The following is a 21,361-nucleotide window of genomic DNA, read 5'->3' as shown; positions in this document are numbered from 1 at the left end:
CTTCAGAGGTCTTGCCGCCAGCCATGTTTTCCCTAAGCCGCCTGGTTGCCGTAGGTATGTTGCTGGTCGCCGCGGGCGGTTGCCAGGGCGTTCCTCCCGACGCGCCGCCGCCGATCGCCCAGGGCGACTACAAGGCGGTGGTGGGCTACCTGGCCCAGCGCATCCCCTATGACATGGACGCTTCCGACGTGCCGGGCCTGTCGATCGCAATCGTCGACGACCAGCGCGTGGTGTGGAGCACGGGCTTCGGCTACGCGGACCCGCTGCGCCACCGCAGCGCCACCAGCGACACGCTGTACCGCGTAGGGACCATCACCAAAATCGTCACGGCCGCGGGCGTGCTGCGCGCCGCCGATGACGGGCGTCTGGCGCTGGACCAGCCGGCCTCGCAGGCGCTACCCGATTGGGACATCCAGCCGCGCCGCGGCGCCATGCAATGGCTGGGCACGCATCCCTTCACCGCCCGCAATCTGCTGGCCGTGCACCCAGGATCGTTGGAAGACACCATGGGACGCGCGCGCGCTGACATGGCCTACGCCCTGCTGGGGGACATGGTTGCGCATGTGGCGAGCGAACCGTTCGACACCTACGTGCGCCGCACCATCCTGCAGCCGCTGAACATGCCGCGCGCCGGGTTCCATCCCGATCCGCGCATGCTCGAACTGCGCGCCTCGGGCTACCGTCGCGGCGCGCCCTGGACCGAAGCGCCTCAGCCCAACGAAGCGGCCGACGGCCTTTGGCTCAGCACTTCGGAGATGGCGCGCTTCTCCAGCATGCTTTTTGCCGACGGTCTTTACCAAGGCCGACGCGTGCTGAATGCCGACTCGGCCCGCGCCGTGCTCGACATGGAAACGGTGGAAGGCGGGTTGGCGCTGGAATGCCGCCTGGCCTTGTCCTGGCTCGCTGCGCCCTGTGGCGACGATATCGCCGGCACGCCATTGCGCCTGCATAGCGGCGCCACTGAAGCCTTCCATTCGCGTCTGGTGCTGGCGCCGCGCGACAAGCTGGCGGTGCTGGTCATGAGCAATTCCGACACCAGCGAGTCCTTGGTGGCCTCGGTGTCGACGATGGCGATGGCGCTGATGCGCCAGGCCAAGCAGGGCGCAATCACCCAATAGATGGGGCCGTTCCCGGCTCCACGGTTTTACCCCCCCTCAACCTCGTTTCTTGGAAGCTGTTATGAAGCGAAAAATCCGTTCCACCCTGCTTACGCGCGGCGCCGGCGCTGCTTGCCTGCTGGCTTTAGTCCCGGGACTGTCCCTGGCCGATGACGCTGCGAACAGTTCCGTCTACGGCCAGCGCGGGGCCAGCTCGCGCGGGTTGACGGTGGCGACGGGGGAGGGGCCGGCCGACGAATGGCTGTTCTACGGCACGCTGGGCGCGGGCTACGCGCCGCGCTACAGCGGCAGCGACGAGTATTCCGCCGTGCCGATCATCGGCCTGGGCGTGCGCAGCCCCGGTGGCTTCTTCCTCAGCACCGACCACGGCCTGGGCTGGGAAACCCAGGCCCTGGACAGCACGTTCCGCTTTTATCTTGCGCCCAGCGCTTCGCGCAAGGACCACAAGAAGGGGTTCCAGGGCTCGGACAAGCTGCGCGGCATGGGCGACATCGAAAGCCGCGCGCAGATCGGTATGGACGCTGAAACGACGATAGGCCCAGTGACCCTGTCGGCAACGGTGGCGCATGCATTCAAGAAGGGCGACAACCGCGACGTAGGCAGCGCTTACACCATGTTCAACCTGGGAGCCAGCACCACCGTGTACGAGGGTAGCGCCGGGGCGATTTCGCTGGCGCTGTCCGGCACTTTCGGCGACGGCAATTACATGCGCACCTGGTATGGCGTCAGCGGCAACCAGTCGGCAAAGTCCGGCTATCGCAAGTACACGCCCAAGGGCGGTCTGGAAAGCGTGGGCCTGGGCGCGACCTGGGCCGTGCCGCTCTCCAAGTCCTGGTCGTGGACCACGTCGGCGGAAGCGCGGCGCCTGTACGGCGACGCGGCGGACAGTCCCATCGTGCGGGATCGTGCGCAGTACACCATCGGCACCATGATGACGTACACGTATTGATCGGGGGGAAGCCCGTTCCCGGCCGGGAGCGGGTGAGACGGAAGCGGGCGGGCGCAGCCGCCGCTTCCGTCCAGCGATGGCTTTACAGGCCTTGCACGCGGCGGCCGCTGTCGGCCTCGAACCAGTGCAGCGGATGGCGGCCGTCCGGGCCCAGGCTGACGCGGTCGCCGACCTTGGCCGACGACTCGGACAGCTGGCGCGTGGTGCAACGCACGACCAGCATGTTCTTGCCGCAGCGGCTGTGGACCAGCTGTTCGGAACCCAGCGTTTCGACCATTTCGACTTCGGCCGGCACGCCCTGGGTGTTCAGCAGCATGTGCTCGGGACGCATGCCCATGATGATCTTGCGGCCGCGCACTTGCGAGGGCACCTGCAGCGGCGAGATGTCCAGCGCGATGCCGTCCAGCGTCTGCACCGTGCCGTCGCCCGCGACGTTGACTTCCATCAGGTTCATCGGCGGCGAACCGATGAAGCCGGCGACGAAGGTCGAGGCGGGCTTTTCGAACACTTCCATCGGCGTGCCGATCTGCTCGGGCACGCCCTGGTACATGACGATCATGCGGTGGGCCAGCGTCATGGCCTCGACCTGGTCGTGGGTCACGTACAGGCTGGTGGTGCCCAGGCGGCGATGCAGCTTCATGATTTCCAGGCGCATCGCCACGCGCAGCTTGGCGTCCAGGTTCGACAGCGGTTCGTCGAACAGGAACACCTTGGGTTCGCGCACGATGGCGCGGCCCATGGCCACGCGCTGGCGCTGGCCGCCGGACAGGGCGCGCGGGCGGCGGTCCAGCAGGTGACCGAGTTCCAGGATCTGCGCGGCCGCGTCCACGCGCTTCTTGATCTCGTCCTTGGAGAACTTGCGGATCTTCAAGCCGTAGGCCATGTTCTCGAACACGGTCATGTGCGGGTAGAGCGCGTAGTTCTGGAACACCATCGCGATGTCGCGCTCGGCGGGTTCCAGGTTGTTTACGACCTTGTCGTCGATGACGATTTCGCCGCCGGTGACGGTTTCCAGGCCGGCGACCATGCGCATCAGCGTGGATTTGCCGCAGCCCGAGGGGCCGACGATGACGATGAATTCACCGTCCTTGACGTCCATGTCGATGCCATGGATGACCGGCACATTGCCGGCATAGGTTTTCTTGACGTTGCGAAAGCTGAGAGTAGCCATGAGTTATTCGTGTTCGGAGTCGTGTTCGGGTGGGCGAGGGCGGGTGACCGTCACTTTTCAGTGTCGACCAGACCCTTGACGAACCATTTCTGCATCAGGATGACGACCAGCGCGGGCGGGATCATCGCAAGCATGGCGGTGGCCATGGTGATGTTCCATTCGGTCACGCTGTCGCCGCCGCTGATCATCCGCTTGATGCCGATGACGACGGGGTACATGTCTTCCTGCGTGGTCACGAGCAGCGGCCACAGGTATTGGTTCCAGCCGTAGATGAACTGGATTACGAACAGCGCGGCGATGCTGGTCTTGGACAAGGGCAGCAGCACGTCGCGGAAGAAGCGCACCGGACCCGCGCCGTCGATGCGCGCGGCCTCGATCAGCTCGTCCGGCACCGTCAGGAAGAACTGGCGGAACAGGAAGGTGGCTGTTGCCGAGGCGATCAGCGGCAAGGTCAACCCGGCGTAGCTGTTGAGCAGGCCGAGGTCGGCCACCACCTTGTAGGTGGGCGCGATACGGACTTCGACCGGCAACATCAGGGTGACGAAGATCATCCAGAAGAAGAACATGCGGCCGGGGAAGCGGAAATACACCACCGCGAAAGCCGACAGCAGCGAGATGGCGATCTTGCCGATGGAAATCGCCAGCGCCATGATCAGGCTGACGTACATCATGCGGCCCACGGGCGCGCCCGACGAACCGCCGGACGAGCCGCCGAACAGCGCCTGCATGTAGTTGTCGACGAAATGCTTGCCGGGGATGAGGGACATCGGCGCGGACGCCACTTCCTGCGCGGTCTGGGTGGACGCGACGAAAGTGACGTAGAGCGGAAATGCCACCATCGCCACGCCGCAGAGCAGAATGACGTGGGCCAGAATATCCAGCCAGGGACGGCGTTCAACCATTGTTTATAGCCTCGGACAAAATCAATACTGCACTTTGCGGTCGACGTAGCGGAACTGCACGACCGTCAAGGCAATCACAATGAACATCAGCACCACCGACTGCGCCGCGGACGAACCGAGGTCCAGGCCGCGGAAGCCGTCGCTGTACACCTTGTAGACCAGGATGGAGGTCGACGTGCCCGGACCGCCCTGCGTGGTCGTGTCCACCACGGCGAAGGTGTCGAAGAAGGCGTAGATGATGTTGACCACCAGCAGGAAGAACGTGGTGGGCGAGAGCAACGGGAACACGATGCTCCAGAAGCGGCGCGACGGGCTTGCGCCGTCGATCGCGGCGGCTTCGATGAGCGAGCGCGGAATCGATTGCAGGCCGGCCAGGAAGAACAGGAAGTTGTACGACACCTGCTTCCACACCGCGGCGATCAGCACCAGGGTCATGGCCTGGTTGCCGTCCAGGCGCGGGTTCCAGTCGACGCCGGCATGGCGCAGGGCCACGGCCAGGATGCCGACGGAAGGCGAAAACAGGAACAGCCACAGCACGCCGACCACGGCGGGCGCCACGGCGTAGGGCCAGATCAGCAGCGTCTTGTAGAGGCCGGCGCCGCGGATGACGCGATCTGCCATGACGGCCAGCAGCAAGGACACGCCCAAACCGACCACTGCCACGAGGATCGAGAATACGGCGGTGACGCGGAAGGAATCCAGGTAGGCCTGTTGCGAAAACAGGTCCATGAAGTTGTCCAGTCCGACGAACTCGGAGGACAGTCCGAATGCATCTTCCAGCCGCAGCGATTGCCACATGGCCTGGCCGGCGGGCAGGAAGAAGAAGACCACGGTAATGATGATCTGCGGCAGGAGCAGCAGATAGGGCAAGGTCTTGTGCCCGAATACAACACGTTTTTCCATAGGGGGAACCCAAGGTACAGAAAAGCGGCGGTTGGAGTAACCGCCGCCTGAAACCGCCTTCGTAAAATACGAGAGGCTTAAAGCCCTAAAAACCGCAGGGCCTTAAGCCTTGTACTGCCTGGCGCAAAACAGCCCAAGTCCTTGTCACGGCATGGAAAATACCGATTGACAGGACCGGGCCGGTATCGCGGAAGGGCGTTACTTTACACTCTTCTCGAACTTTTCCAGCAGCTCGTTGCCGCGCTTGACGATGTTGTCGGCGCCGTCCTTGGCGCTGACCTTGCCCGAAACGACGCGTTCGATTTCGGCGTCTTCGATTTCACGGATCTGCGGCAGGAAGCCCAGGCGCAGGCCGCGCGATTGCGCGGTGGTTTCGACGTTCAGCTGCTTGACGCCGACTTCGGTGCCCGGGTTCTTGTCGTAGAAGCCGTCCTTCTTGGTCAGCTCGTAGGCAGCCTTGGTGACGGGCACGTAGCCGGTCTGCTGGTGCCAGCGGGCGGCGATTTCCGGGCTGGCCAGGAACTTGAAGAACGCGGTCACGCCCTTGTAGGTTTCCGGCTTCTTGTTGGCGAAGACCCACAGCGAAGCGCCGCCGATGATGGTGTTCTGCGGCGCGCCTTGCACGTCGGCGTAGTAGGGCAGGGTCGAGGTGCCGAATTCGAACTTGGCGTTCTTGGCGATGTTGGCGCGCAGGCCGGACGAACCGGTGATCATGGCGCACTTGCCGCTGATGAACAGCGAGTTCGGCTCGTCGCCGCGGCCGCCGTACATGAAGATGCCTTCCTTGCCCAGCTTGGCCAGGTTTTCCAGGTGGCGCACGTGCAGCGGGGTGTTGATGGCGATGCGGGCGTCCAGGCCGCCGAAACCGTTGTCCTTGGTGGCGTACGGCACGTTATGCCAGGCCGAGAACGTTTCCAGCTGGACCCACGACGGCCAGGAGGTGGTGTAGCCGCATTCCTGACCTGCGGCCTTCAGCTTCTGGCCGGCGGCGGCCAGCTCTTCCCAGGTCTTGGGCGGCTTGTCGGCGTCCAGGCCGGCCTTCTTGAAGGCGTCCTTGTTGTAGTAGAACACCACGGTCGAGCTGTTGAAGGGCATCGACACCAGCTTGCCGTCGGCCGACGAGTAGTAGCCGGCCACGGCGCCGATGAATTCCTTCGGATCGATCGGGTTGCCGACTTCTTCCGACATCTGCTGCACCGGCTTGATGGCGCCCTTGGCGTACATCATGGTGGCGGTGCCGACTTCGAACACCTGGAGGATGTCCGGGGCGTTACCGGCGCGGAACGCGGCGATGCCGGCGTTCATGGATTCACCGTAGTTGCCCTTGTAGACTGCCTTGACTTGGTAGTCGGGGTTCTTTTTGTTGAATTCGTCGACCAGGCCGTTCACGCGATCGCCCAGCGCGCCTTCCATCGAGTGCCAGAATTGGATCTCGGTGGCGGCATGCGCGGAGGCGCCTGCAAAAGCCGTCATGATGGCGGCAAAGGTTAAGGCAATACGGTGGGATCGCATAGAGAGGTTCCTCCAGTTGGGCGTGACGCGACCGGGTTGTCCGGGCGCAGAAAACACGACACCTTATGAATTGTTTGTGACAAAACCGTGACTTTCACATCACTCCAAACGCCTGTCAAATTGCGCGTTTTAGGCGCGAACGAACATTTTTCTTTTTTTTCCCAACGAGAACTCCCGTTTACAATCGGCTCCTATGAAAAACGAACTTTCGATTGCGTTCATCGGCGGCGGCAATATGGCCGCTGCCCTGGCCTCGGGCCTGGCCGGCAAAGTATGCGCCGCCGGCAACATACATGTCATTGACATAAACCAGGATTCGCATGCTGCCTGGCAGGCCCGCGGCATGACCACCGCGACGGCTCCGGGCGAGGCCCTGGCGCGGTGCCGCGTCTGGGTGTTCGCTGTCAAGCCACAGAACATGAAGGACGTTGTGGCTTCCACGCGTCAATGGTTGCGCGAAGACACTTTGGTGGTAAGCGTGGCGGCCGGTATCCGCGCCGATACGCTGGCGGCCTGGCTCGGGACGCCCGAGGCGCCGTTCAAGCGCCTGGTGCGCTGCATGCCGAATACGCCGGCCCTGGTGGGCGCCGGCATTACCGGCCTGGCGGCGCTGGACGGGGTGGACGCTGCCGACCGCGACCTGGCGGCGCGATTGCTGTCCAGCGTGGGTGAAGTGGTGTGGGTCGCCGATGACGCCGCGCTTGATGGCGTGACGGCCTTGTCGGGCAGCGGCCCGGCTTATGTATTCCTGTTCCTGGAAGCGCTGGTGGCGGGCGGCCAGAAGGTCGGCCTGACGGCAGAACAGGCCAAGCAACTGGCATTGGGCACGCTGGCCGGGGCGACGCGCCTTGCCGCTGAGTCCTCTGAACCGCTGGCCACCCTGCGTGAACGTGTCACCTCCAAGGGCGGCACCACGGCGGCGGCGCTCAATGCGTTCGGCGCGGCCGGGTTTGCCGCCATCGTCGAAGACGCCATGGCGGCCGCCGCCCGACGCTCGCGCGAGCTGGCGGAGGAGTTCGGCAAATGACGGCCACGGACGGGGGCACAGGCTCCCGGCGCTTTGCGCTCATGAGCCGGCCGCAGTTCGCCATTGCCGTGTTGTGCATGCTGGTGGTGGTGGTCGGCTCGAACATCCTGGTGCAGGTGCCGCTGAACGACTGGCTGACCTGGGGCGGGTTGTCCTATCCGGTCGCCTTCCTGGTCACGGACGTGCTGAACCGCCGGTTCGGCCCGGCGGCCGCGCGCCGGGTGGTCTGGTTCGGCTTTGCCGCCGCCCTGGTGGTGTCGGTATGGGTGGCCTCGCCGCGCATCGCGCTGGCTTCGGGTCTGGCCTATATCTGCGCGCAACTGGTGGACATTCAGGTGTTCGACCGATTGCGCGACCAGCGCTGGTGGCGCGCGCCCCTGGTGTCGGGCGTGCTCGGCGCCATCCTGGATACGGCCGTGTTCTTCAGCGTTGCATTCGCGGCCACCGGCGCGCCCTGGATGACATGGATGATGGGCGACCTGGCGATCAAGCTCGCGGTCAATATCAGCATGCTGGCGCCGTTCCGCGCGCTGATGTGGAATCTGGCCAAGCCGGCCAGTGCCTGACCAGGCGGCGGGGCGCCTGCGGTTTTCGGGCCGCCCCGCGCTTGAATTCAGTGAATAACTACGCACGTTAATTATTATCCGTAAGTCCTGCGTAAGCACTGTATTTAAATGCGTCTTTAAACGGCGTATTAATCGCCCGCGATATATATCTCGAAGCACAATTTCGCGTGGCGCGCCAGATGATAAATACGATTTTCTTGCGGATTCTCCAACGATTTCAGAGGTTTGCCCCGGCTATCCGTCACGATTAAAGGCGCGCGCCTAAATATTGGGGATTACACGCAGTGACAGTATGACGGCTTGCTTTCAGAATACCGGCCACACCGTGTTTTTGCCCAAGAAGCCGGCGACGGGCGACGAGGATTAACGGATTACCCAACCGATAAACCGCGTCGGACAGAGCCGCTCAAAACCTCGCTGGAGAACTCCGCATGAAGTTTCTGAATCGCCTTACCCCGGTAGCCATGGCGCTTGGGGCACTTGCCTTGGCTGGCGCCGCGCACGCCGCCGACACGATCAAGATCGGCATTCCCCAGCCCATGACCGGCCCCAATACGCAATACGGCGACCAGATCCAGGCCGGCGCATTGACCGCGATCGAGACCATCAACGCCAAGGGCGGCGTCAAGGGCAAGAAGCTCGAACCCATCCTCATCGACGACGGCTGCGAACCCAAGCAGGCCGTGCCGGCCGCCAACCGCGTGGTCAATTCCGGCGCCAAGTTCGCCGTGGCCCATGCGTGCTCGGGCGTGACCGTGGCCGCCGTGAAGGTCTACGAGGAAGAGGGCATCGTCGGCATCACCCCGGGCGCGACCTCGCCGCTGGTCACCGACACGATCAAGCCGCATTTCTTCTTCCGCACCATCGGCCGCGACGACCAGCAAGGCCCGTACGCCGCCAACTACATCGCCAAGACCCTGAAGCCCAAGAAGGTCGCCGTGCTGCATGACAAGCAGACCTACGGTTCGGGCGTGGCCACCCAGGTCCGCGATTCGCTGGGCAAGGAAGGCGTGAACGTCGCCATGTTCGAAGGCATCAACGTCGGCGACAGCGACTACTCGGCCATCATCACCAAGCTCAAGTCGGCTGGCGTGGATCTGGTCTATTTCGGCGGCTACCACCCCGAACTGGGTCTGTTGCTGCGCCAGTCGCGTGAACAGGGCCTGAAGGTCCAGTTCATGGGTCCGGAAGGCACCGCCAACCAGGATCTGGTGGCGATCGCCGGCCCGGCCATCGACGGCCTGCTGGTCACGCTGCCGGCCGACTTCACCAAGCTGCCCGGCAACGAGAGCATCGTGAAGGCCTTCAAGGACGCCAAGCGCGATCCGGACGGCGCCTTCCAGATGCCGGCGTACGCCGCCGTGCAGATCCTGGCCGACAGCATCAACGCGGTGGGCGAAGACCCCGCCAAGGTGGCTGACTACATGCACAAGACCAAGTTCTCCACCGGCATCGGCCCGGTCGAGTACGACGCCAAGGGCGACCTGAAGAACTTCGAGTTCGCCGTCTACAAATGGGATAAGGACGGCAAGAAGACCCAGCTGTAAACTCGCGATCCCGCCGGCGTCGCCGGCGTGTAGGGCCTGTCGTCCTCGTTCTGCCGTAATCCGCGTAGCGAAGCGCCAAAAGCGCTGTGCGGCCGGCGGGCGCAGATGCCAGGCCCTTATAAAATACGCCCAGGTTTCCGGCTCCGGGTCTCTCCACCGGGGCCGGAACCATTTGGAGCAAGAGAAATAATGTCTGACCTCATACCCCAACTTACCCAGCAATTCTTCAACGGATTGTCTCTGGGCGCGATCTATGCGTTGATTGCCATCGGCTACACAATGGTCTACGGCATCATCGGTATGATCAACTTCGCTCACGGCGAAATCTACATGATCGGCGCCTATGTCGGCCTGGTCACCCTGACGGCCATCGGCACCAATAGCGGCTTGCCGATACCGTTCATCATCGCGGCCATGCTGGTCGTGGCCATCGTGGTCACGGGCATCTACGGTTTCAGCGTCGAGCGCGTCGCCTACCGGCCCGTGCGCGGCAGCCCCCGTCTGGTGGCGCTGATCTCGGCCATCGGCATGTCGATCTTCCTGCAGAACTGGGTGGCCCTGGGCCAGGGCGCGCGCGACATGGCCGTGCCATCGCTGGTGTCCGGCGCCGTGCAGTTCCACATGGGCTCCGACTTCGACGTCACCGTGCCGTATTCGCGCATCATGATCATCGTGGTCACTGTGGTGCTGATGATCGGGCTGACGCTGTTCATCAAGTATTCCCGCATGGGCCGCGCCTCGCGCGCCTGCTCGCAGGACATGCACATGGCGAACCTGCTGGGCATCGACACCAACCGCGTGATCTCGTTCACCTTCGTGATGGGCGCGATCCTGGCAGCGGTGGGCGGCGTGCTGATCGCCATCACCATCGGCAAGCTCAACCCCTTCATCGGCTTTCTTGCCGGCATCAAGGCCTTTACCGCGGCGGTGCTGGGCGGCATCGGCAGCATCCCCGGCGCCATGCTGGGCGGCGTGCTGCTCGGGCTGGCCGAGACCTTCGCGGCTGCCTACATCTCCTCACAGTACAAGGACATCGTGGCGTTCTCGCTGCTGATCCTGATCCTGCTGTTCCGTCCCACCGGGCTGTTGGGCAAACCTGAGGTGGAAAAAGTCTGATGTCGAACAACAATCTGAAAAACGCCACGATGGCGGCCGTGCTGACGGCTGTCATCGTCACCCCCGTCTTCGGCCTGCAGCTGATCCGGCAGGGCGCCCGCACCACGATGGAATCGAACTGGTCGCTGGTGGCGATTGCCGCCGCCATCGTGTTCGTGTTCCAGTTGCTGCGCCCCTGGATCGCCAAGCCGTTCCAGAAGCTGAAGACGGGCCTGCCGACCTTGCCGGCCGCGCCGGCCAAGAGCCACAAGCCGCTCGCCATTCTGCTGTTGGCCATCGCGGTCATCTGGCCGTTCTTCGCCGGGCGCAGCTCGGTGGACATCGCCACGCTGGTGCTGATCTACGTGATGCTGGGCCTGGGCCTGAACATCGTGGTGGGTTTTGCCGGCCTGCTGGACCTGGGCTTCGTGGGCTTTTATGCCGTCGGCGCCTATACCTACGCCTTGCTGTACCACTGGGGCGGCTGGAGCTTCTGGGAAGCGCTGCCGTTCTCGGGCGCCATGGCCGCGCTGTTCGGTTTCATCCTGGGCTTTCCGGTATTGCGGTTGCGCGGCGACTACCTCGCCATCGTGACGCTGGGCTTTGGTGAAATGATCCGCCTCTTGCTGATCAACCTGAACACGCTGACCGGCGGTCCGGACGGCATCTCGGGCATTCCCAAGCCGACGGTGTTCGGCCTGGAAATGACGCGTCGCGCCAGCACCGAAGGCGGCACCACTTTCCATGAATTCATGGGCTGGAATTTCCAGAACCAGGACATGGTGGTGTACCTGTACCTCATGGCTCTGCTGCTGGCGCTGGTGACGCTGTTCGTCTCCACCCGGCTGATCCGCATGCCGGTTGGACGCGCATGGGAAGCGCTGCGCGAGGACGAGATCGCCTGCCGTTCGCTGGGGCTGAATCCCACGCGGATCAAGCTGTCGGCGTTCACGCTGGGCGCCATGTTCGCCGGCTTTGGCGGCGCGTTCTTCGCGGCGCGCCAGGGCATGGTGAATCCGGAGTCCTTCACCTTCATCGAATCGGCGCTGATCCTGGCCATCGTGGTGCTGGGCGGCATGGGCTCGCAGGTGGGCGTGATCCTGGCGGCCGTGCTGCTGACGGTGCTGCCGGAAGTGGCGCGCGAATTCGCCGAATACCGGATGCTGATGTTCGGCCTGGTGATGGTATTGATGATGATGTGGCGTCCGCAGGGGTTGTTGCCCATGAAGCGTCCCCATGTGGAGTTGGCTAAATGAGCGAGGCATTGCTGAAAGTATCCGGGCTCACCATGCGGTTCGGCGGCCTGTTGGCCGTGGACAGCGTGGCGTTCGAAGTCAAATCCGACGAGGTGTTCGCCATCATCGGCCCCAACGGGGCAGGCAAGACCACGGTGTTCAACTGCGTGGGCGGCTTCTATGCGCCGACGGCGGGCGACATCACCATGGACGGCAAGGCCATCACCGGTCTGCCCAGCCACAAGGTGGCGCGCCATGGGCTGGTGCGCACGTTCCAGAACGTGCGCCTGTTCAAGCAGCTGACCGTGCTGGAGAACCTGCTGGTGGCGCAGCACACCCAGGTGGAGTCGCGGCTTTTGCCGGGCCTGCTCAAGCTCAAGTCCTATCGCCAGTCCGAGACCGACGCGCTGGCGCGCGCCGCGCAATGGCTGGATTTCATGGGGTTGCGCGAGTTCGCCAACCGCGAGGCGGGCAACCTGGCCTACGGCCACCAGCGCCGCCTGGAGATCGCGCGCTGCATGATCACCAAGCCGCGTCTGCTGATGCTGGACGAACCGGCGGCGGGCCTGAACCCTCAGGAAAAGCGCGATCTGCAGTCGCTTATCGACCAGTTGCGGCGCGAATTCGGCGTCGCGGTGCTGCTGATCGAGCACGACATGAGCCTGATCATGGGCATTTCCGACCGCATCCTGGTCATGGAGCACGGCAAGCCCATCACTACCGGCACCCCCGAGCAGGTGCGCAACGACGAGCGCGTCATCAAGGCGTACCTGGGGGAAGAGTAATGCTTAAGCTGGATAACATTCATACCTACTACGGCGCCATCCAGGCGTTGAACGGGGTGTCGGTGGAGGTCAACAAGGGCGAGATCGTCACGCTGATCGGCGCCAACGGCGCGGGCAAGACGACGCTGCTGATGACCGTCTGCGGCAACCCGCGGGCACGCGAAGGCACGATCACGTTCGAGGGCGAGGACATCACCCACAAGGACACGCACCACATCATGCGCAATGGCATCGCCATTTCGCCGGAAGGGCGGCGGGTCTTCAAGGACCTGACCGTTGCCGAGAACCTGATGATGGGCGGCTTCTTCGCCAAGCGCGATGAGATCCAGGCGGGCATCGACCACGTGTACGGGCTGTTTCCGCGCTTGAAAGAACGCGCCAGCCAACGCGCTGGCCTGATGTCGGGCGGCGAGCAGCAGATGCTGGCCATCGGCCGCGCGCTGATGACGCGTCCGCGCCTGTTGCTGCTGGACGAACCGACGCTGGGCCTGGCCCCGCTGGTGATCGCCCAGATTTTCGACATCATCCGCGAGATCCGCGAACAGGGCGTGACGGTGTTCCTGGTCGAACAGAACGCCAACAAGGCGCTGGGCGTGGCCGACCGCGGCTATGTGCTGGAAAACGGGCGCGTGGTGTTGCAGGACACCGGCGCCAACCTGCTGGTCAACGACCAGGTGCGCAAGGCGTATCTGGGCGGTTGATTGCTGTTCCCCGCGAAGGGAAATTGGGGCGCATTGGAAAATGCGCCTTTTTTTTCGCCTGTTTGGCGCGGGGAAGGGGCAGCGGGCTCAGGCCGCCAGCAGCTGTTCGGCCTGGTAATGCGCGATTGCGGCTCGCGCCAGCGCGTCGATGGAGTCGGTCAGCGTCACGCCCAGGCTGGGGCGCAGCGCGTGCGGCACGGCGAGGGGCAGTTCGGTGCAGCCCAGCACCACGGCGTCCGCGCCGCGCGCCTTGAGGCGGGCGATGCATTCGGCGGCTGGGGCGTAGGCGTCTTCCAGGCGATTGGCCTTGACCGCGCGGATCGAGCCCATGCAATAGCGTTCGACTTCGTCGTCGTCGGGCACGATGCACTCATAGCCTTGCGCTTCCAGATGCTGCTGATACAGGCCCAGCTTCAGCGTGGCGGCGGTGCCCATCAGGCCGATGCGGCCGGTGGGCAAGCCCAGACGCCGCAGGTCGTCGATGACGGCCTGGATGATGTGCAGCACGGGCAGGTCGGTGGACGCAGCGATCTGGTCGTACCAGAGGTGGGCCGTGTTGCACGGGATGGCGATGAGCTGCGCGCCGGCGTTCTGCAGAAAGCGCACGCCTTCCTGCATGTAGGGCAGAGGATTTTCGCCGCCCGCCATGTAGGCGCTGGACCGGTCGGGAATGCGGGGGTCGTTGCGCAGCAGCGTAGGGATGTGCTGCTGGTCGATCGCGGCGGGCGTCAATGCCGCCAGGCGCAGGGCAAAGGCGGCGCCCGCCATGGGGCCCATGCCGCCCAATACACCCAGGTAACAACCCTGGGAATAGCTGTTCACGTTATTTACTCCGAGCTAATGCCGTCCCGGGCGTCAAGACCTGGCCCGGGCGTTCGGCGCTGGTCCGTTCCCCGTCCCAGACCTGCCTGCCGTTGACCCAAACCGCTTGGATGCCCTGGCTTGCCTGAATGGGAGCTGAAAAAGTGGCCACATCTGTCACGGTGGCGGGATCGAACAGCACCAGATCAGCATGATACCCCTCCCGCAACAGGCCGCGCTCGGCGATGCCGTATTGGTCCGCGGCGAGGCCGGTCATTTTGTGGATGGCGGTTTCCAGCGTCAGCAGGCGCTGTTCACGCACCATGGCGCGCAGCACGTTGGTGAAGGTGCCCCATTGGCGGGGGTGCGGATGCGGATCGAAGGGCAGGCCGTCCGAGCCCACCATGGTCAGTGGATGCGAGAAGATGCGGCCGACGTCGGCCGGATCCATCAGGAAATAGATGGCGCCGGCGGGCGCGAGCCGTGCGATGGCGGCTTCGTCGTCCAGGCCCAGTTCGGCCATGACTTCGCTGAAGTCTCGGCCGGTGGCTTCGGGGTAGCCCTTGGACCAGGTGATCATGGTGCGGCTGGCCAGGCGCGCGCGGTCCAGCCGCAACATGGTGGAGGTGGCGGGGTAGGGATGGCAATCCAGGCACACCGCCTGGGTGGCGGCGGCGCGGTTGATCAGGTCCAGGGTTTCGCGGCTGCGGCCGTGGTTGCGCTCGCCGGCCAGCTTGTGGTGCGAGAACACCACGCGGCAGTCGAGTTCGCGGCCGATCAGCAGCGCTTCTTCCATGGCCGCAACGATGTGGTCGGCCTCGTCGCGCAGATGCGTGGCGTAGACGCCGGGACGGCCGCGCAACGGCGCGCAGACCTCGATGATCTCGTCGGTGGGTGCCGCGCTGGCCGGCGGATAGAAGGTGCCGGTGGAAACGCCGAAGGCGCCCGCGTCCAGTGCCTCTTGCAGCAGCGCGCGCATGGCGGCGCGTTCGTCCGCGTCGGCGGCACGCGAGGTGTCGTCCATGACCGCCACGCGCAGCGTGGTGTGGCCGACCAGCGGCGCCACGTTGACGGCGGCGGGCGTGGCGCGCAGTGCGTCCATCCAGGCGCGGAAGGTGCTGAAACGGAACAGTTCGGCCGGACCCAGCAGGTCCAGCGGCTGCGGGATGGCAGTGCCATCCAACGGGGCCAGGCTGATGCCGCAATTGCCGGTGACCACGGTGGTGATGCCCTGCGAGACCTTGGGCAGCATGTCCGGGTGCGCCAGCAGGTAGCCGTCGTCGTGGGTATGGGAGTCGATGAAGCCGGGCGCCAGTGTCAGGCCGCTGGCGTCGATGACGGGCACGCCGGCCGGGCGGGCGAATTCGCCCACCGCGGCGATGCGGCCGTCATGCACGGCCAGGTCGCCCTGGCGGGCAGGGCCGCCGGTGCCGTCGACGAGCGTGGCGCCTGCCACGATGAAGTCTGCTTGCAGCATGCGCGCGCTCATCAGTCGAGTTTCTCGATGCCGGCGCCGTCGATGATCTGTTGCCATTTGGCGGTTTCGCGGTCGATCAGCTGCTTGAAGTCGGCGGGCGAGCCGCTGGCCGGTTCGGCGCCCAGCGTGGCCAGGCCGGTGCGGACTTCAGGCGCCTGCAGCGCCTTCTGGATGGCGGCGTTCAGCGTGGCGACCACTTCCGGCGGAGTGCCCTTGGGCGCGACCACGCCGCCCCAGGCCACGGTTTCGTAGCCCTTCAGGCCGGCTTCGTCCAGCGTGGGCACGTCGGGCATCAGCGCCAGGCGCTTCAGGCTGCTTACGCCGATGGCGCGGACCTTGCCGCTCTTGACCAGCGGGGTCGCTTCCGAGGTGTTGACGAACAGGTAGTCCAGGCGGCCGCCCAGCAGGTCCTGGATGGCGGCGGGACCGCCGTTGTAGGGAATGAACATGACGTTGATCTTGGCCATGCTCTTGAAGAGTTCGCCGCCCATGTGGCCGGTCGTGCCCACGCCCGAGGCGCCATAGGACAGGCGGCCGGGTTCCTTGCGGGCGCGGTCGATCAGGTCCTGCACGCTCTTGACGGGGGAGTCGGCCGGCACGATAAGCGCGTTGTACAGGTCGAACAGATGGGCTACGGGCGTCAGGTCCGCGTCCACGTCGTAGGGCAGGTGCTTGAACAGCGAACGGTTCACGGCCAGCGTGTTGATGTTGCCGTAGCCGACCGTGTAGCCGTCGGGCGCGGCGCGCTTGACCAGGGCGATGCCGATGTTGCCGGCGGCGCCGGGGCGGTTCTCGACCACCACCGTGGCGCCGGTGTCGCGCGCCAGCTGGGTCGTGATCAGGCGCGACAGCACGTCGGGCGAACCGCCGGCGGCCGAGGGCACCAGGAAGGTGATGGGCTTGTCGGGATACGCGCCGGCGGTGGCGGCGGCCGACATGGCGGCGCCGAGCGCCAACGCGGAAAGGCCGCGGAAGAGTTTGCTACGCATGGTGGATTCCCCTTGGTTTTGTGGTGTTGAGGCGGGCAGGTTACACCCCGCGTCTCTGCGCGCCCTCATCGAAAAATGTCGAAAACCTATAATCGGGCGTTATCGGTTTGGCGCTGATTTGCCAGGGGAAAAAATGGATGAGCATGCCTATGCGGACGAGGTCGGACCCACTGCCGGACGGCCTTTGAACCTGCGCCAGATCGAGGTGTTCCGCGCCATCATGATGGCCGGATCGATCAGCGGCGCGGGCCGCATGCTGCACGTATCGCAACCCGCGGTCAGCCGCGTGCTGGCGCTGACCGAGAGCCGGTTGGGCTACAAGCTGTTCGAGCGCGTGAAGAGCCGGCTCTCGCCGACGGCCGAGGCCCGGCGGCTGTACGCGGAAGTGGAGCAGGTCTATGGCGGCATCCAGCGCGTGAACGACCTGGCTGCCAGCCTGGGCCAGTCGGGCGCGGGCATGCTGAAGATCGTCGCCAGCGCCAGTTTCGGGCAGCGCCTCATTCCGATGGCGCTGGATCGCTTCCGCGGCCGCAATGCGGACGCGCGCGTCGATTACCGCAGCGTGACCTTCGATGAGCTGGCTGCGTATTTTCTATCGGGCCAGGCGGACATAGGCGTTTCCATGCAGCCCCCTGATCATCCCAATTTGCGGTCCGTGCGCCTGGCGCGGGTGCCCATCGTCTGCGCGCTGCCTGCCGGGCATCCGCTGGCGGCGCGCGAGGTGATGCGGCCGGAGGATTTCTCCACCGCGGCCTGGATCGGCTATCCGCGCGATACGCCGCTGGCGCGCGCGCTCAAGCCCTTCTTCGGCGAAGGGCCGGCTTGCGCGGCGGCGGTGGAAGTGCATTCGCCCGTGACCGCCTGTTCTTTCGTGCAGCAGGGATTGGGGCCGGCGCTGGTCGATGCCTGGTGCGTGACGCCGGACCAGGCCGCGCACATGGTCTTGCGCCCGATATCGCCGGCGGCCAGCGTGGATATCTGGGCCACGCATTCGAATCTGAGCGCGCCGCCCTTGCTGGCGCGGCGCTTTCTGGCGGCGGTGAAGAAAACGCTGGAAGAGGGGGAGCCGTGCGAACTGGCGCCCGGCGCTTCCAGCTGAGGGCTTGCGCCGGAGGGGCAAGCCCGGCCGGACCTTACAGGCCTTCGGCCTTGAGCGCGGCCTGCACGCCCTTGTCGGCTTCCATGCGCTTGAAGAACGCGGCCAGATTGTCCAGGCCCGACAGGTTCACTTCCTTGGCGTGCGCCCAGCGCAGCACCACGTACAGGTAGGCGTCGGCGATGGAGGGCTTGTCGCCCGTCAGGTAGGACTTGCCGGCGAGCTGTGCGTTCAGCTGCGCGAAGAGCTTGGTCAGCAGCGCGGAAGCCGAGCCGGCCAGCTCCTTCTGTGCGCCTTCGTCGCCGACGAAACGCGACGCACCGAAGATCATCGAGAAAGTCTTGTGGATGTCCGAGTTGATGAAGCCGAGCCAGCGGCGCACTTCGGCGCGCGAGCGCGGCGAACCGTCGCCCAGCAACTGCAGTTCAGGCGCGTGTTCAGCCAGGTACTCGAGGATCGCCGCGTTCTGCGTGACGGTCCAGCCGTCGTGCGCCAGGGCGGGCACGGCGCCCAGCGGGTTGACCTTCAGGAACTCCGGGCCCTTGAGTTCGTCGCGGCTCAGCTTGTGCGTTTCGTAGGGTTTGCCGATCCATTCCAGAACGATATGGGAAGCGAGCGAGCACGCGCCGGGCATGTAGTACAGTTTCATCAGATGGGGTCTCCTGAGAGCAAGGACGGGGATCTCCGTTCCTGGCCGATATGGTACGCCACCCGTTGCCGGAGATGCCCATGCCGTCACGTCCCGCCGCGATCACGCGCGCGCTGTTCCTGTCGTTCTCTTTGTGCCTGGCGCTGCCCGCGTCCGCGCAGCCGGGGCCCGAACCCGCATCGGTCCCGGCCCGCGTCACGGCCGTGGTGGGCGGACTCAATCATCCCTGGGCAATGGCCTTTCTGCCCGAGGGCGGCGTGCTCATTACCGAGCGTCCCGGCAACCTCAGGCTGCTGCGCATCCCGGGCGGCTTGTCCAAGCCGCTGGCCGGCGTGCCCAAGGTCGCGGCGCAGGGCCAGGGCGGCCTGCTGGACGTGGCGCTGTCGCCCGACTTCGCGCAGGACCGGTATGTCTATCTGTCCTATGCCGAGGCCGATGGTTCGAAGAGCGGCACCGCCGTGGGCCGCGGCAAGCTGTCCGCCGATGGTTCGGCGCTGGAGGATTTCCGCGTGCTGTTCCGGCAGCAACCGAAGCTGTCGTCGGGCCTGCACTACGGATCGCGCCTGGTGTTCGACGGCAAGGGCTATCTGTACATCTCGCTGGGCGAGAACAACCAGCGACCCACCGCGCAGGATCTGGACAAGCTGCAGGGCAAGGTGGTGCGGCTGAAGGCCGACGGGTCGGTGCCGACCGACAATCCCTTCGTGGGCCAGGCCGGCGCGCGGCCCGAGATCTGGTCCTACGGGCATCGCAATCCCCAGGGCATGGCGCTCAACCCCTGGAGCGGCCAGCTCTGGGAAAACGAGCACGGACCGCGCGGCGGCGACGAAATCAACCTGGTCCAGCGCGGCAAGAACTACGGCTGGCCGCTGGCCACCCACGGCATCAACTACTCGGGCCAGCCCATCCCCGAAGCCAAGGCAGCGGAGCTGCCCGGCATGGAGCCGCCGCTCTATTGGTGGCCGAAGTCGCCGGCCATCAGCGGCATGGCTTTCTACAACGCGGACCGGTTCCCCGCCTGGCGCAATTCCGTGTTCATCGGCGCACTGGCCAACCAGAATCTCATCCGCCTGACCTTGGACGGCGACCGCGTGGTGGCGCAGGAGTGGCTGCTGACGGACCGCAAGCAGCGGATACGCGACGTGCGGCAAGGGCCGGACGGTTATGTGTACGTGTTGACGGACGCCTCGCCAGGCGAGTTGCTGCGCCTGGCGCCGGCCGAACAGGGAGAGTGAATGCCATGAAACCGTATGAGCTGATCGGGTCCGCCGGCTGCGGGTCCGCCATCGTCGAGATGGCGCTGGTACTGGCCAACGTGCCGCACACCTTGACGGACCTGCCGTACCTCAAGCCCGGCGCCGAGCGCGACAGGCTGCTGCAACTGAATCCGTTGGGGCAGGTGCCTACCCTGGTCCTGCCGGACGGCGAGATCATGACCGAGAGCGCGGCCATGATCCTGCATCTGAACGATGTGGCGCCCCAGGCCGGCCTGGCGCCCGCGCCCGACAAGCCTGAGCGGGCCCGGTTTCTGAATCTGCTGATCCGGCTGGTGGCGGCTATCTATCCCACGTTCACCTATGGCGACGACCCGCCGCAATGGACCACCGCAGGTCCCGCGGCCGAGCTGCTGAGGCAGCGCGTGCATACGCGGCGGACGGATATCTGGCAGGAGCTGGAACGCCAGGCTGGCGCCCCGCACATGCTGGGCCGGCGCTTTTCTGCGCTGGATCTGTACGTCACGGTGATGACGCATTGGCGTCCCGGGCCGGCGTGGTTCGCGTCCGAGTGCCCGGCGCTGACCGCTGTGGCGCGCGAGGCGGCGCAGGAGCCCAATGTGGCGCGCGTGCTGCAGCGGCATTTTCCGCCGCCTACGGAGTAGCCGGGCGTCAAGCCTTGGTTGGCTTGCGGGTCCTGGACTTGGTCCGTGCTTCACGCAGGGCGATGTAGACGCCGCTGCCGGCGATGAAGAGCGCGCCCAGATAGGCATAGGCGTCCGGGGTCTCATGCCAGAAGACCCAGCCCAGGATGGTGGCCCAGATCAGCCCGGTATAGTCGAAGGGCGCAACCACCGAGGCGGGACCGATGCGGAATCCCTGGGTGATCAACGCCAGGCCCAGGGTGCTGAACAGGGCGACGGCGCCGAAGTACGGCAGATCCTCCATCGCGGGCTGCTCCCAGACCAAAGGCAGGGCGACCGCGCTACAGACCAGCTGGCCCAGCACGATGTAGAGCGTGGTCGTCAGCATGCCTTCGTTGCGGTTGATGCCGCGCGCCGTGATCATCATCACCCCATAAAGCAAGGCGGTGACCAGCGGAAGCAGGGTGGCCGCCTGGAACGTTGCGGCCCCGGGCCGCACCACGATCAGCACGCCGGCGAACCCGGCCAGCACGGCCAGCCAGCGCTTGCCGTCCACGCGTTCTTTCAGGACCAGCACCGATAGCGCCGTCACGAACAGCGGCGCGGCGAAGGCGATGGCGGTGGCTTCGGCCAGCGGCAGCGTGCGCAGGCCCAGATAAAAGCAATAGGCCGACACGACGTTGATGGCGCCGCGCGTCAGGTGCAGGCCAGGGTGCGCGGTGCGCAATACTCGCCGTCCGCCCAGCCACAGCGCCAGCGTGGCGACGAAAGGCAGGGCGATGAGCGCCCGCAGGAACAGGATCTGCAGCGGGTTGTAGTTGGCGCCGAGCCATTTGGCGTTGGCGTCGCTCAAGGTCAGGAAGAAAATGCCGCCCACCACGCAGGCGATGCCTGCTGCGGCGGATTGGGCCTGGGCGGCGGGAAGTACGGAAGAGGTGGACATCTACAGCCTGGGAGGGCGGCGGTTCGGGCCGCCCGAA

The 21,361-nt window shown here is 65.3% G+C and carries 21 protein-coding genes; 12 read left to right on the top strand and 9 right to left on the bottom strand.

What is annotated here, in order from left to right; translation table 11 throughout:
* Positions 1-23 precede the first annotated feature (23 nt).
* Entirely contained in the window at positions 24-1,118 is a 1,095-nt protein-coding gene (locus IB268_RS12840) for a serine hydrolase (RefSeq protein ID WP_175160462.1), read from the top strand.
* 61 nt (positions 1,119-1,179) lie between these two features.
* Complete coding sequence (locus IB268_RS12835) at positions 1,180-2,067, top strand: MipA/OmpV family protein (RefSeq protein WP_175213441.1); 888 nt, start codon at positions 1,180-1,182, stop codon at positions 2,065-2,067.
* An 82-nt stretch (positions 2,068-2,149) separates the two neighbouring features.
* On the opposite strand, the gene IB268_RS12830 is transcribed toward IB268_RS12835, so the two are convergent.
* The 4 genes from IB268_RS12830 to ugpB form a co-directional block, all read right to left on the bottom strand.
* Positions 2,150-3,238 carry a sn-glycerol-3-phosphate import ATP-binding protein UgpC gene (locus IB268_RS12830; RefSeq protein WP_054454148.1) on the bottom strand — a complete coding sequence of 363 codons (1,089 nt, stop codon included), beginning with the start codon at positions 3,236-3,238 and terminating at the stop codon, positions 2,150-2,152.
* A gap of 50 nt (positions 3,239-3,288) precedes the next feature.
* Positions 3,289-4,140 (bottom strand): sn-glycerol-3-phosphate ABC transporter permease UgpE, encoded by an 852-nt coding sequence (gene ugpE / locus IB268_RS12825; protein ID WP_013393954.1) that lies wholly within the window; start codon positions 4,138-4,140, stop codon positions 3,289-3,291.
* A gap of 21 nt (positions 4,141-4,161) precedes the next feature.
* Positions 4,162-5,043 carry a sn-glycerol-3-phosphate ABC transporter permease UgpA gene (gene ugpA / locus IB268_RS12820; protein WP_054454150.1) on the bottom strand — a complete coding sequence of 294 codons (882 nt, stop codon included), beginning with the start codon at positions 5,041-5,043 and terminating at the stop codon, positions 4,162-4,164.
* A 198-nt stretch (positions 5,044-5,241) separates the two neighbouring features.
* Positions 5,242-6,555 carry a sn-glycerol-3-phosphate ABC transporter substrate-binding protein UgpB gene (gene ugpB, locus IB268_RS12815; protein WP_054454152.1) on the bottom strand — a complete coding sequence of 438 codons (1,314 nt, stop codon included), beginning with the start codon at positions 6,553-6,555 and terminating at the stop codon, positions 5,242-5,244.
* Positions 6,556-6,748: 193 nt separating this feature from the next.
* Here ugpB and proC point away from each other — a divergent pair, with 193 nt between their 5' ends.
* The 7 genes from proC (at position 6,749) to IB268_RS12780 (ending at position 13,511) form a co-directional block, all read left to right on the top strand.
* Entirely contained in the window at positions 6,749-7,582 is an 834-nt protein-coding gene (proC, locus tag IB268_RS12810) for a pyrroline-5-carboxylate reductase (protein ID WP_054454155.1), read from the top strand.
* Positions 7,579-8,148: a queuosine precursor transporter gene (locus tag IB268_RS12805; RefSeq protein WP_054454157.1), complete on the top strand. Its 570-nt coding sequence runs from the start codon at positions 7,579-7,581 to the stop codon at positions 8,146-8,148. The genes proC and IB268_RS12805 overlap by 4 nt, the downstream gene beginning before the upstream one ends.
* Positions 8,149-8,579: 431 nt before the next feature.
* Positions 8,580-9,695 (top strand): high-affinity branched-chain amino acid ABC transporter substrate-binding protein, encoded by a 1,116-nt coding sequence (locus tag IB268_RS12800; protein WP_054454159.1) that lies wholly within the window; start codon positions 8,580-8,582, stop codon positions 9,693-9,695.
* Positions 9,696-9,884: 189 nt separating this feature from the next.
* Entirely contained in the window at positions 9,885-10,811 is a 927-nt protein-coding gene (gene livH / locus IB268_RS12795; RefSeq protein ID WP_054454161.1) for a high-affinity branched-chain amino acid ABC transporter permease LivH, read from the top strand.
* Entirely contained in the window at positions 10,811-12,046 is a 1,236-nt protein-coding gene (locus tag IB268_RS12790) for a high-affinity branched-chain amino acid ABC transporter permease LivM (protein ID WP_054454162.1), read from the top strand. Before livH ends, IB268_RS12790 begins: the two co-directional genes overlap by 1 nt.
* Entirely contained in the window at positions 12,043-12,810 is a 768-nt protein-coding gene (gene livG / locus IB268_RS12785) for a high-affinity branched-chain amino acid ABC transporter ATP-binding protein LivG (protein ID WP_013393946.1), read from the top strand. Before IB268_RS12790 ends, livG begins: the two co-directional genes overlap by 4 nt.
* Complete coding sequence (locus tag IB268_RS12780) at positions 12,810-13,511, top strand: ABC transporter ATP-binding protein (protein ID WP_054454165.1); 702 nt, start codon at positions 12,810-12,812, stop codon at positions 13,509-13,511. The genes livG and IB268_RS12780 overlap by 1 nt, the downstream gene beginning before the upstream one ends.
* Positions 13,512-13,598: 87 nt before the next feature.
* Here the strand turns inward: IB268_RS12780 and IB268_RS12775 are convergent, their stop codons facing one another.
* From IB268_RS12775 to IB268_RS12765, 3 genes are read right to left on the bottom strand one after another with little or no spacing between them, the layout of a single operon-like run.
* Entirely contained in the window at positions 13,599-14,333 is a 735-nt protein-coding gene (locus tag IB268_RS12775; RefSeq protein WP_119451571.1) for an aspartate/glutamate racemase family protein, read from the bottom strand.
* A gap of 1 nt (position 14,334) precedes the next feature.
* On the bottom strand, positions 14,335-15,801 hold the full coding sequence (locus IB268_RS12770) for an amidohydrolase family protein (protein WP_119451570.1): 1,467 nt from the start codon (positions 15,799-15,801) through the stop codon (positions 14,335-14,337).
* Positions 15,801-16,778 carry a tripartite tricarboxylate transporter substrate binding protein gene (locus tag IB268_RS12765; protein ID WP_192354344.1) on the bottom strand — a complete coding sequence of 326 codons (978 nt, stop codon included), beginning with the start codon at positions 16,776-16,778 and terminating at the stop codon, positions 15,801-15,803. The genes IB268_RS12770 and IB268_RS12765 overlap by 1 nt, the downstream gene beginning before the upstream one ends.
* 133 nt (positions 16,779-16,911) lie before the next feature.
* On the opposite strand from IB268_RS12765, the gene IB268_RS12760 reads away from it, so the two are divergent.
* Positions 16,912-17,877: a LysR family transcriptional regulator gene (locus IB268_RS12760; protein ID WP_119451568.1), complete on the top strand. Its 966-nt coding sequence runs from the start codon at positions 16,912-16,914 to the stop codon at positions 17,875-17,877.
* A 34-nt stretch (positions 17,878-17,911) separates the two neighbouring features.
* Here IB268_RS12760 and IB268_RS12755 read toward each other — a convergent pair whose 3' ends face one another.
* The gene (locus IB268_RS12755; protein ID WP_054454174.1) at positions 17,912-18,523 is read right to left on the bottom strand and encodes a glutathione S-transferase family protein; all 612 of its coding nucleotides are present in this window, start codon (positions 18,521-18,523) and stop codon (positions 17,912-17,914) included.
* Between the two features lie 80 nt (positions 18,524-18,603).
* On the opposite strand from IB268_RS12755, the gene IB268_RS12750 reads away from it, so the two are divergent.
* Both IB268_RS12750 and IB268_RS12745 read left to right on the top strand, forming a co-directional pair.
* On the top strand, positions 18,604-19,758 hold the full coding sequence (locus IB268_RS12750) for a PQQ-dependent sugar dehydrogenase (protein WP_054454176.1): 1,155 nt from the start codon (positions 18,604-18,606) through the stop codon (positions 19,756-19,758).
* 5 nt (positions 19,759-19,763) lie between these two features.
* Complete coding sequence (locus IB268_RS12745) at positions 19,764-20,402, top strand: glutathione S-transferase family protein (RefSeq protein WP_054454840.1); 639 nt, start codon at positions 19,764-19,766, stop codon at positions 20,400-20,402.
* Positions 20,403-20,409: 7 nt separating this feature from the next.
* Here IB268_RS12745 and IB268_RS12740 read toward each other — a convergent pair whose 3' ends face one another.
* Positions 20,410-21,324, bottom strand: coding sequence for a DMT family transporter (locus IB268_RS12740; protein WP_054454178.1), 915 nt, complete (start codon positions 21,322-21,324; stop codon positions 20,410-20,412).
* Positions 21,325-21,361 lie beyond the last annotated feature (37 nt).

This window comes from Achromobacter sp. ACM01 (genome assembly GCF_014851745.1).
Classification (GTDB): domain Bacteria; phylum Pseudomonadota; class Gammaproteobacteria; order Burkholderiales; family Burkholderiaceae_B; genus Achromobacter; species Achromobacter aegrifaciens.
This window is presented reverse-complemented; position numbering and strand designations above follow the sequence as displayed.

What these genes read in the sequence shown, in the direction of transcription:
- IB268_RS12840 (WP_175160462.1), top strand. Translation starts at nt 24, where the DNA reads ATGTTTTCCCTAAGCCGCCTGGTTGCCGTAGGTATGTTGCTGGTCGCC.
- IB268_RS12835 (WP_175213441.1), top strand. Translation starts at nt 1,180, where the DNA reads ATGAAGCGAAAAATCCGTTCCACCCTGCTTACGCGCGGCGCCGGCGCT.
- IB268_RS12830 (WP_054454148.1), bottom strand. Translation starts at nt 3,238, where the DNA reads ATGGCTACTCTCAGCTTTCGCAACGTCAAGAAAACCTATGCCGGCAAT.
- ugpE (WP_013393954.1), bottom strand. Translation starts at nt 4,140, where the DNA reads ATGGTTGAACGCCGTCCCTGGCTGGATATTCTGGCCCACGTCATTCTG.
- ugpA (WP_054454150.1), bottom strand. Translation starts at nt 5,043, where the DNA reads ATGGAAAAACGTGTTGTATTCGGGCACAAGACCTTGCCCTATCTGCTG.
- ugpB (WP_054454152.1), bottom strand. Translation starts at nt 6,555, where the DNA reads ATGCGATCCCACCGTATTGCCTTAACCTTTGCCGCCATCATGACGGCT.
- proC (WP_054454155.1), top strand. Translation starts at nt 6,749, where the DNA reads ATGAAAAACGAACTTTCGATTGCGTTCATCGGCGGCGGCAATATGGCC.
- IB268_RS12805 (WP_054454157.1), top strand. Translation starts at nt 7,579, where the DNA reads ATGACGGCCACGGACGGGGGCACAGGCTCCCGGCGCTTTGCGCTCATG.
- IB268_RS12800 (WP_054454159.1), top strand. Translation starts at nt 8,580, where the DNA reads ATGAAGTTTCTGAATCGCCTTACCCCGGTAGCCATGGCGCTTGGGGCA.
- livH (WP_054454161.1), top strand. Translation starts at nt 9,885, where the DNA reads ATGTCTGACCTCATACCCCAACTTACCCAGCAATTCTTCAACGGATTG.
- IB268_RS12790 (WP_054454162.1), top strand. Translation starts at nt 10,811, where the DNA reads ATGTCGAACAACAATCTGAAAAACGCCACGATGGCGGCCGTGCTGACG.
- livG (WP_013393946.1), top strand. Translation starts at nt 12,043, where the DNA reads ATGAGCGAGGCATTGCTGAAAGTATCCGGGCTCACCATGCGGTTCGGC.
- IB268_RS12780 (WP_054454165.1), top strand. Translation starts at nt 12,810, where the DNA reads ATGCTTAAGCTGGATAACATTCATACCTACTACGGCGCCATCCAGGCG.
- IB268_RS12770 (WP_119451570.1), bottom strand. Translation starts at nt 15,801, where the DNA reads ATGAGCGCGCGCATGCTGCAAGCAGACTTCATCGTGGCAGGCGCCACG.
- IB268_RS12765 (WP_192354344.1), bottom strand. Translation starts at nt 16,778, where the DNA reads ATGCGTAGCAAACTCTTCCGCGGCCTTTCCGCGTTGGCGCTCGGCGCC.
- IB268_RS12760 (WP_119451568.1), top strand. Translation starts at nt 16,912, where the DNA reads ATGGATGAGCATGCCTATGCGGACGAGGTCGGACCCACTGCCGGACGG.
- IB268_RS12755 (WP_054454174.1), bottom strand. Translation starts at nt 18,523, where the DNA reads ATGAAACTGTACTACATGCCCGGCGCGTGCTCGCTCGCTTCCCATATC.
- IB268_RS12750 (WP_054454176.1), top strand. Translation starts at nt 18,604, where the DNA reads ATGCCGTCACGTCCCGCCGCGATCACGCGCGCGCTGTTCCTGTCGTTC.
- IB268_RS12745 (WP_054454840.1), top strand. Translation starts at nt 19,764, where the DNA reads ATGAAACCGTATGAGCTGATCGGGTCCGCCGGCTGCGGGTCCGCCATC.
- IB268_RS12740 (WP_054454178.1), bottom strand. Translation starts at nt 21,324, where the DNA reads ATGTCCACCTCTTCCGTACTTCCCGCCGCCCAGGCCCAATCCGCCGCA.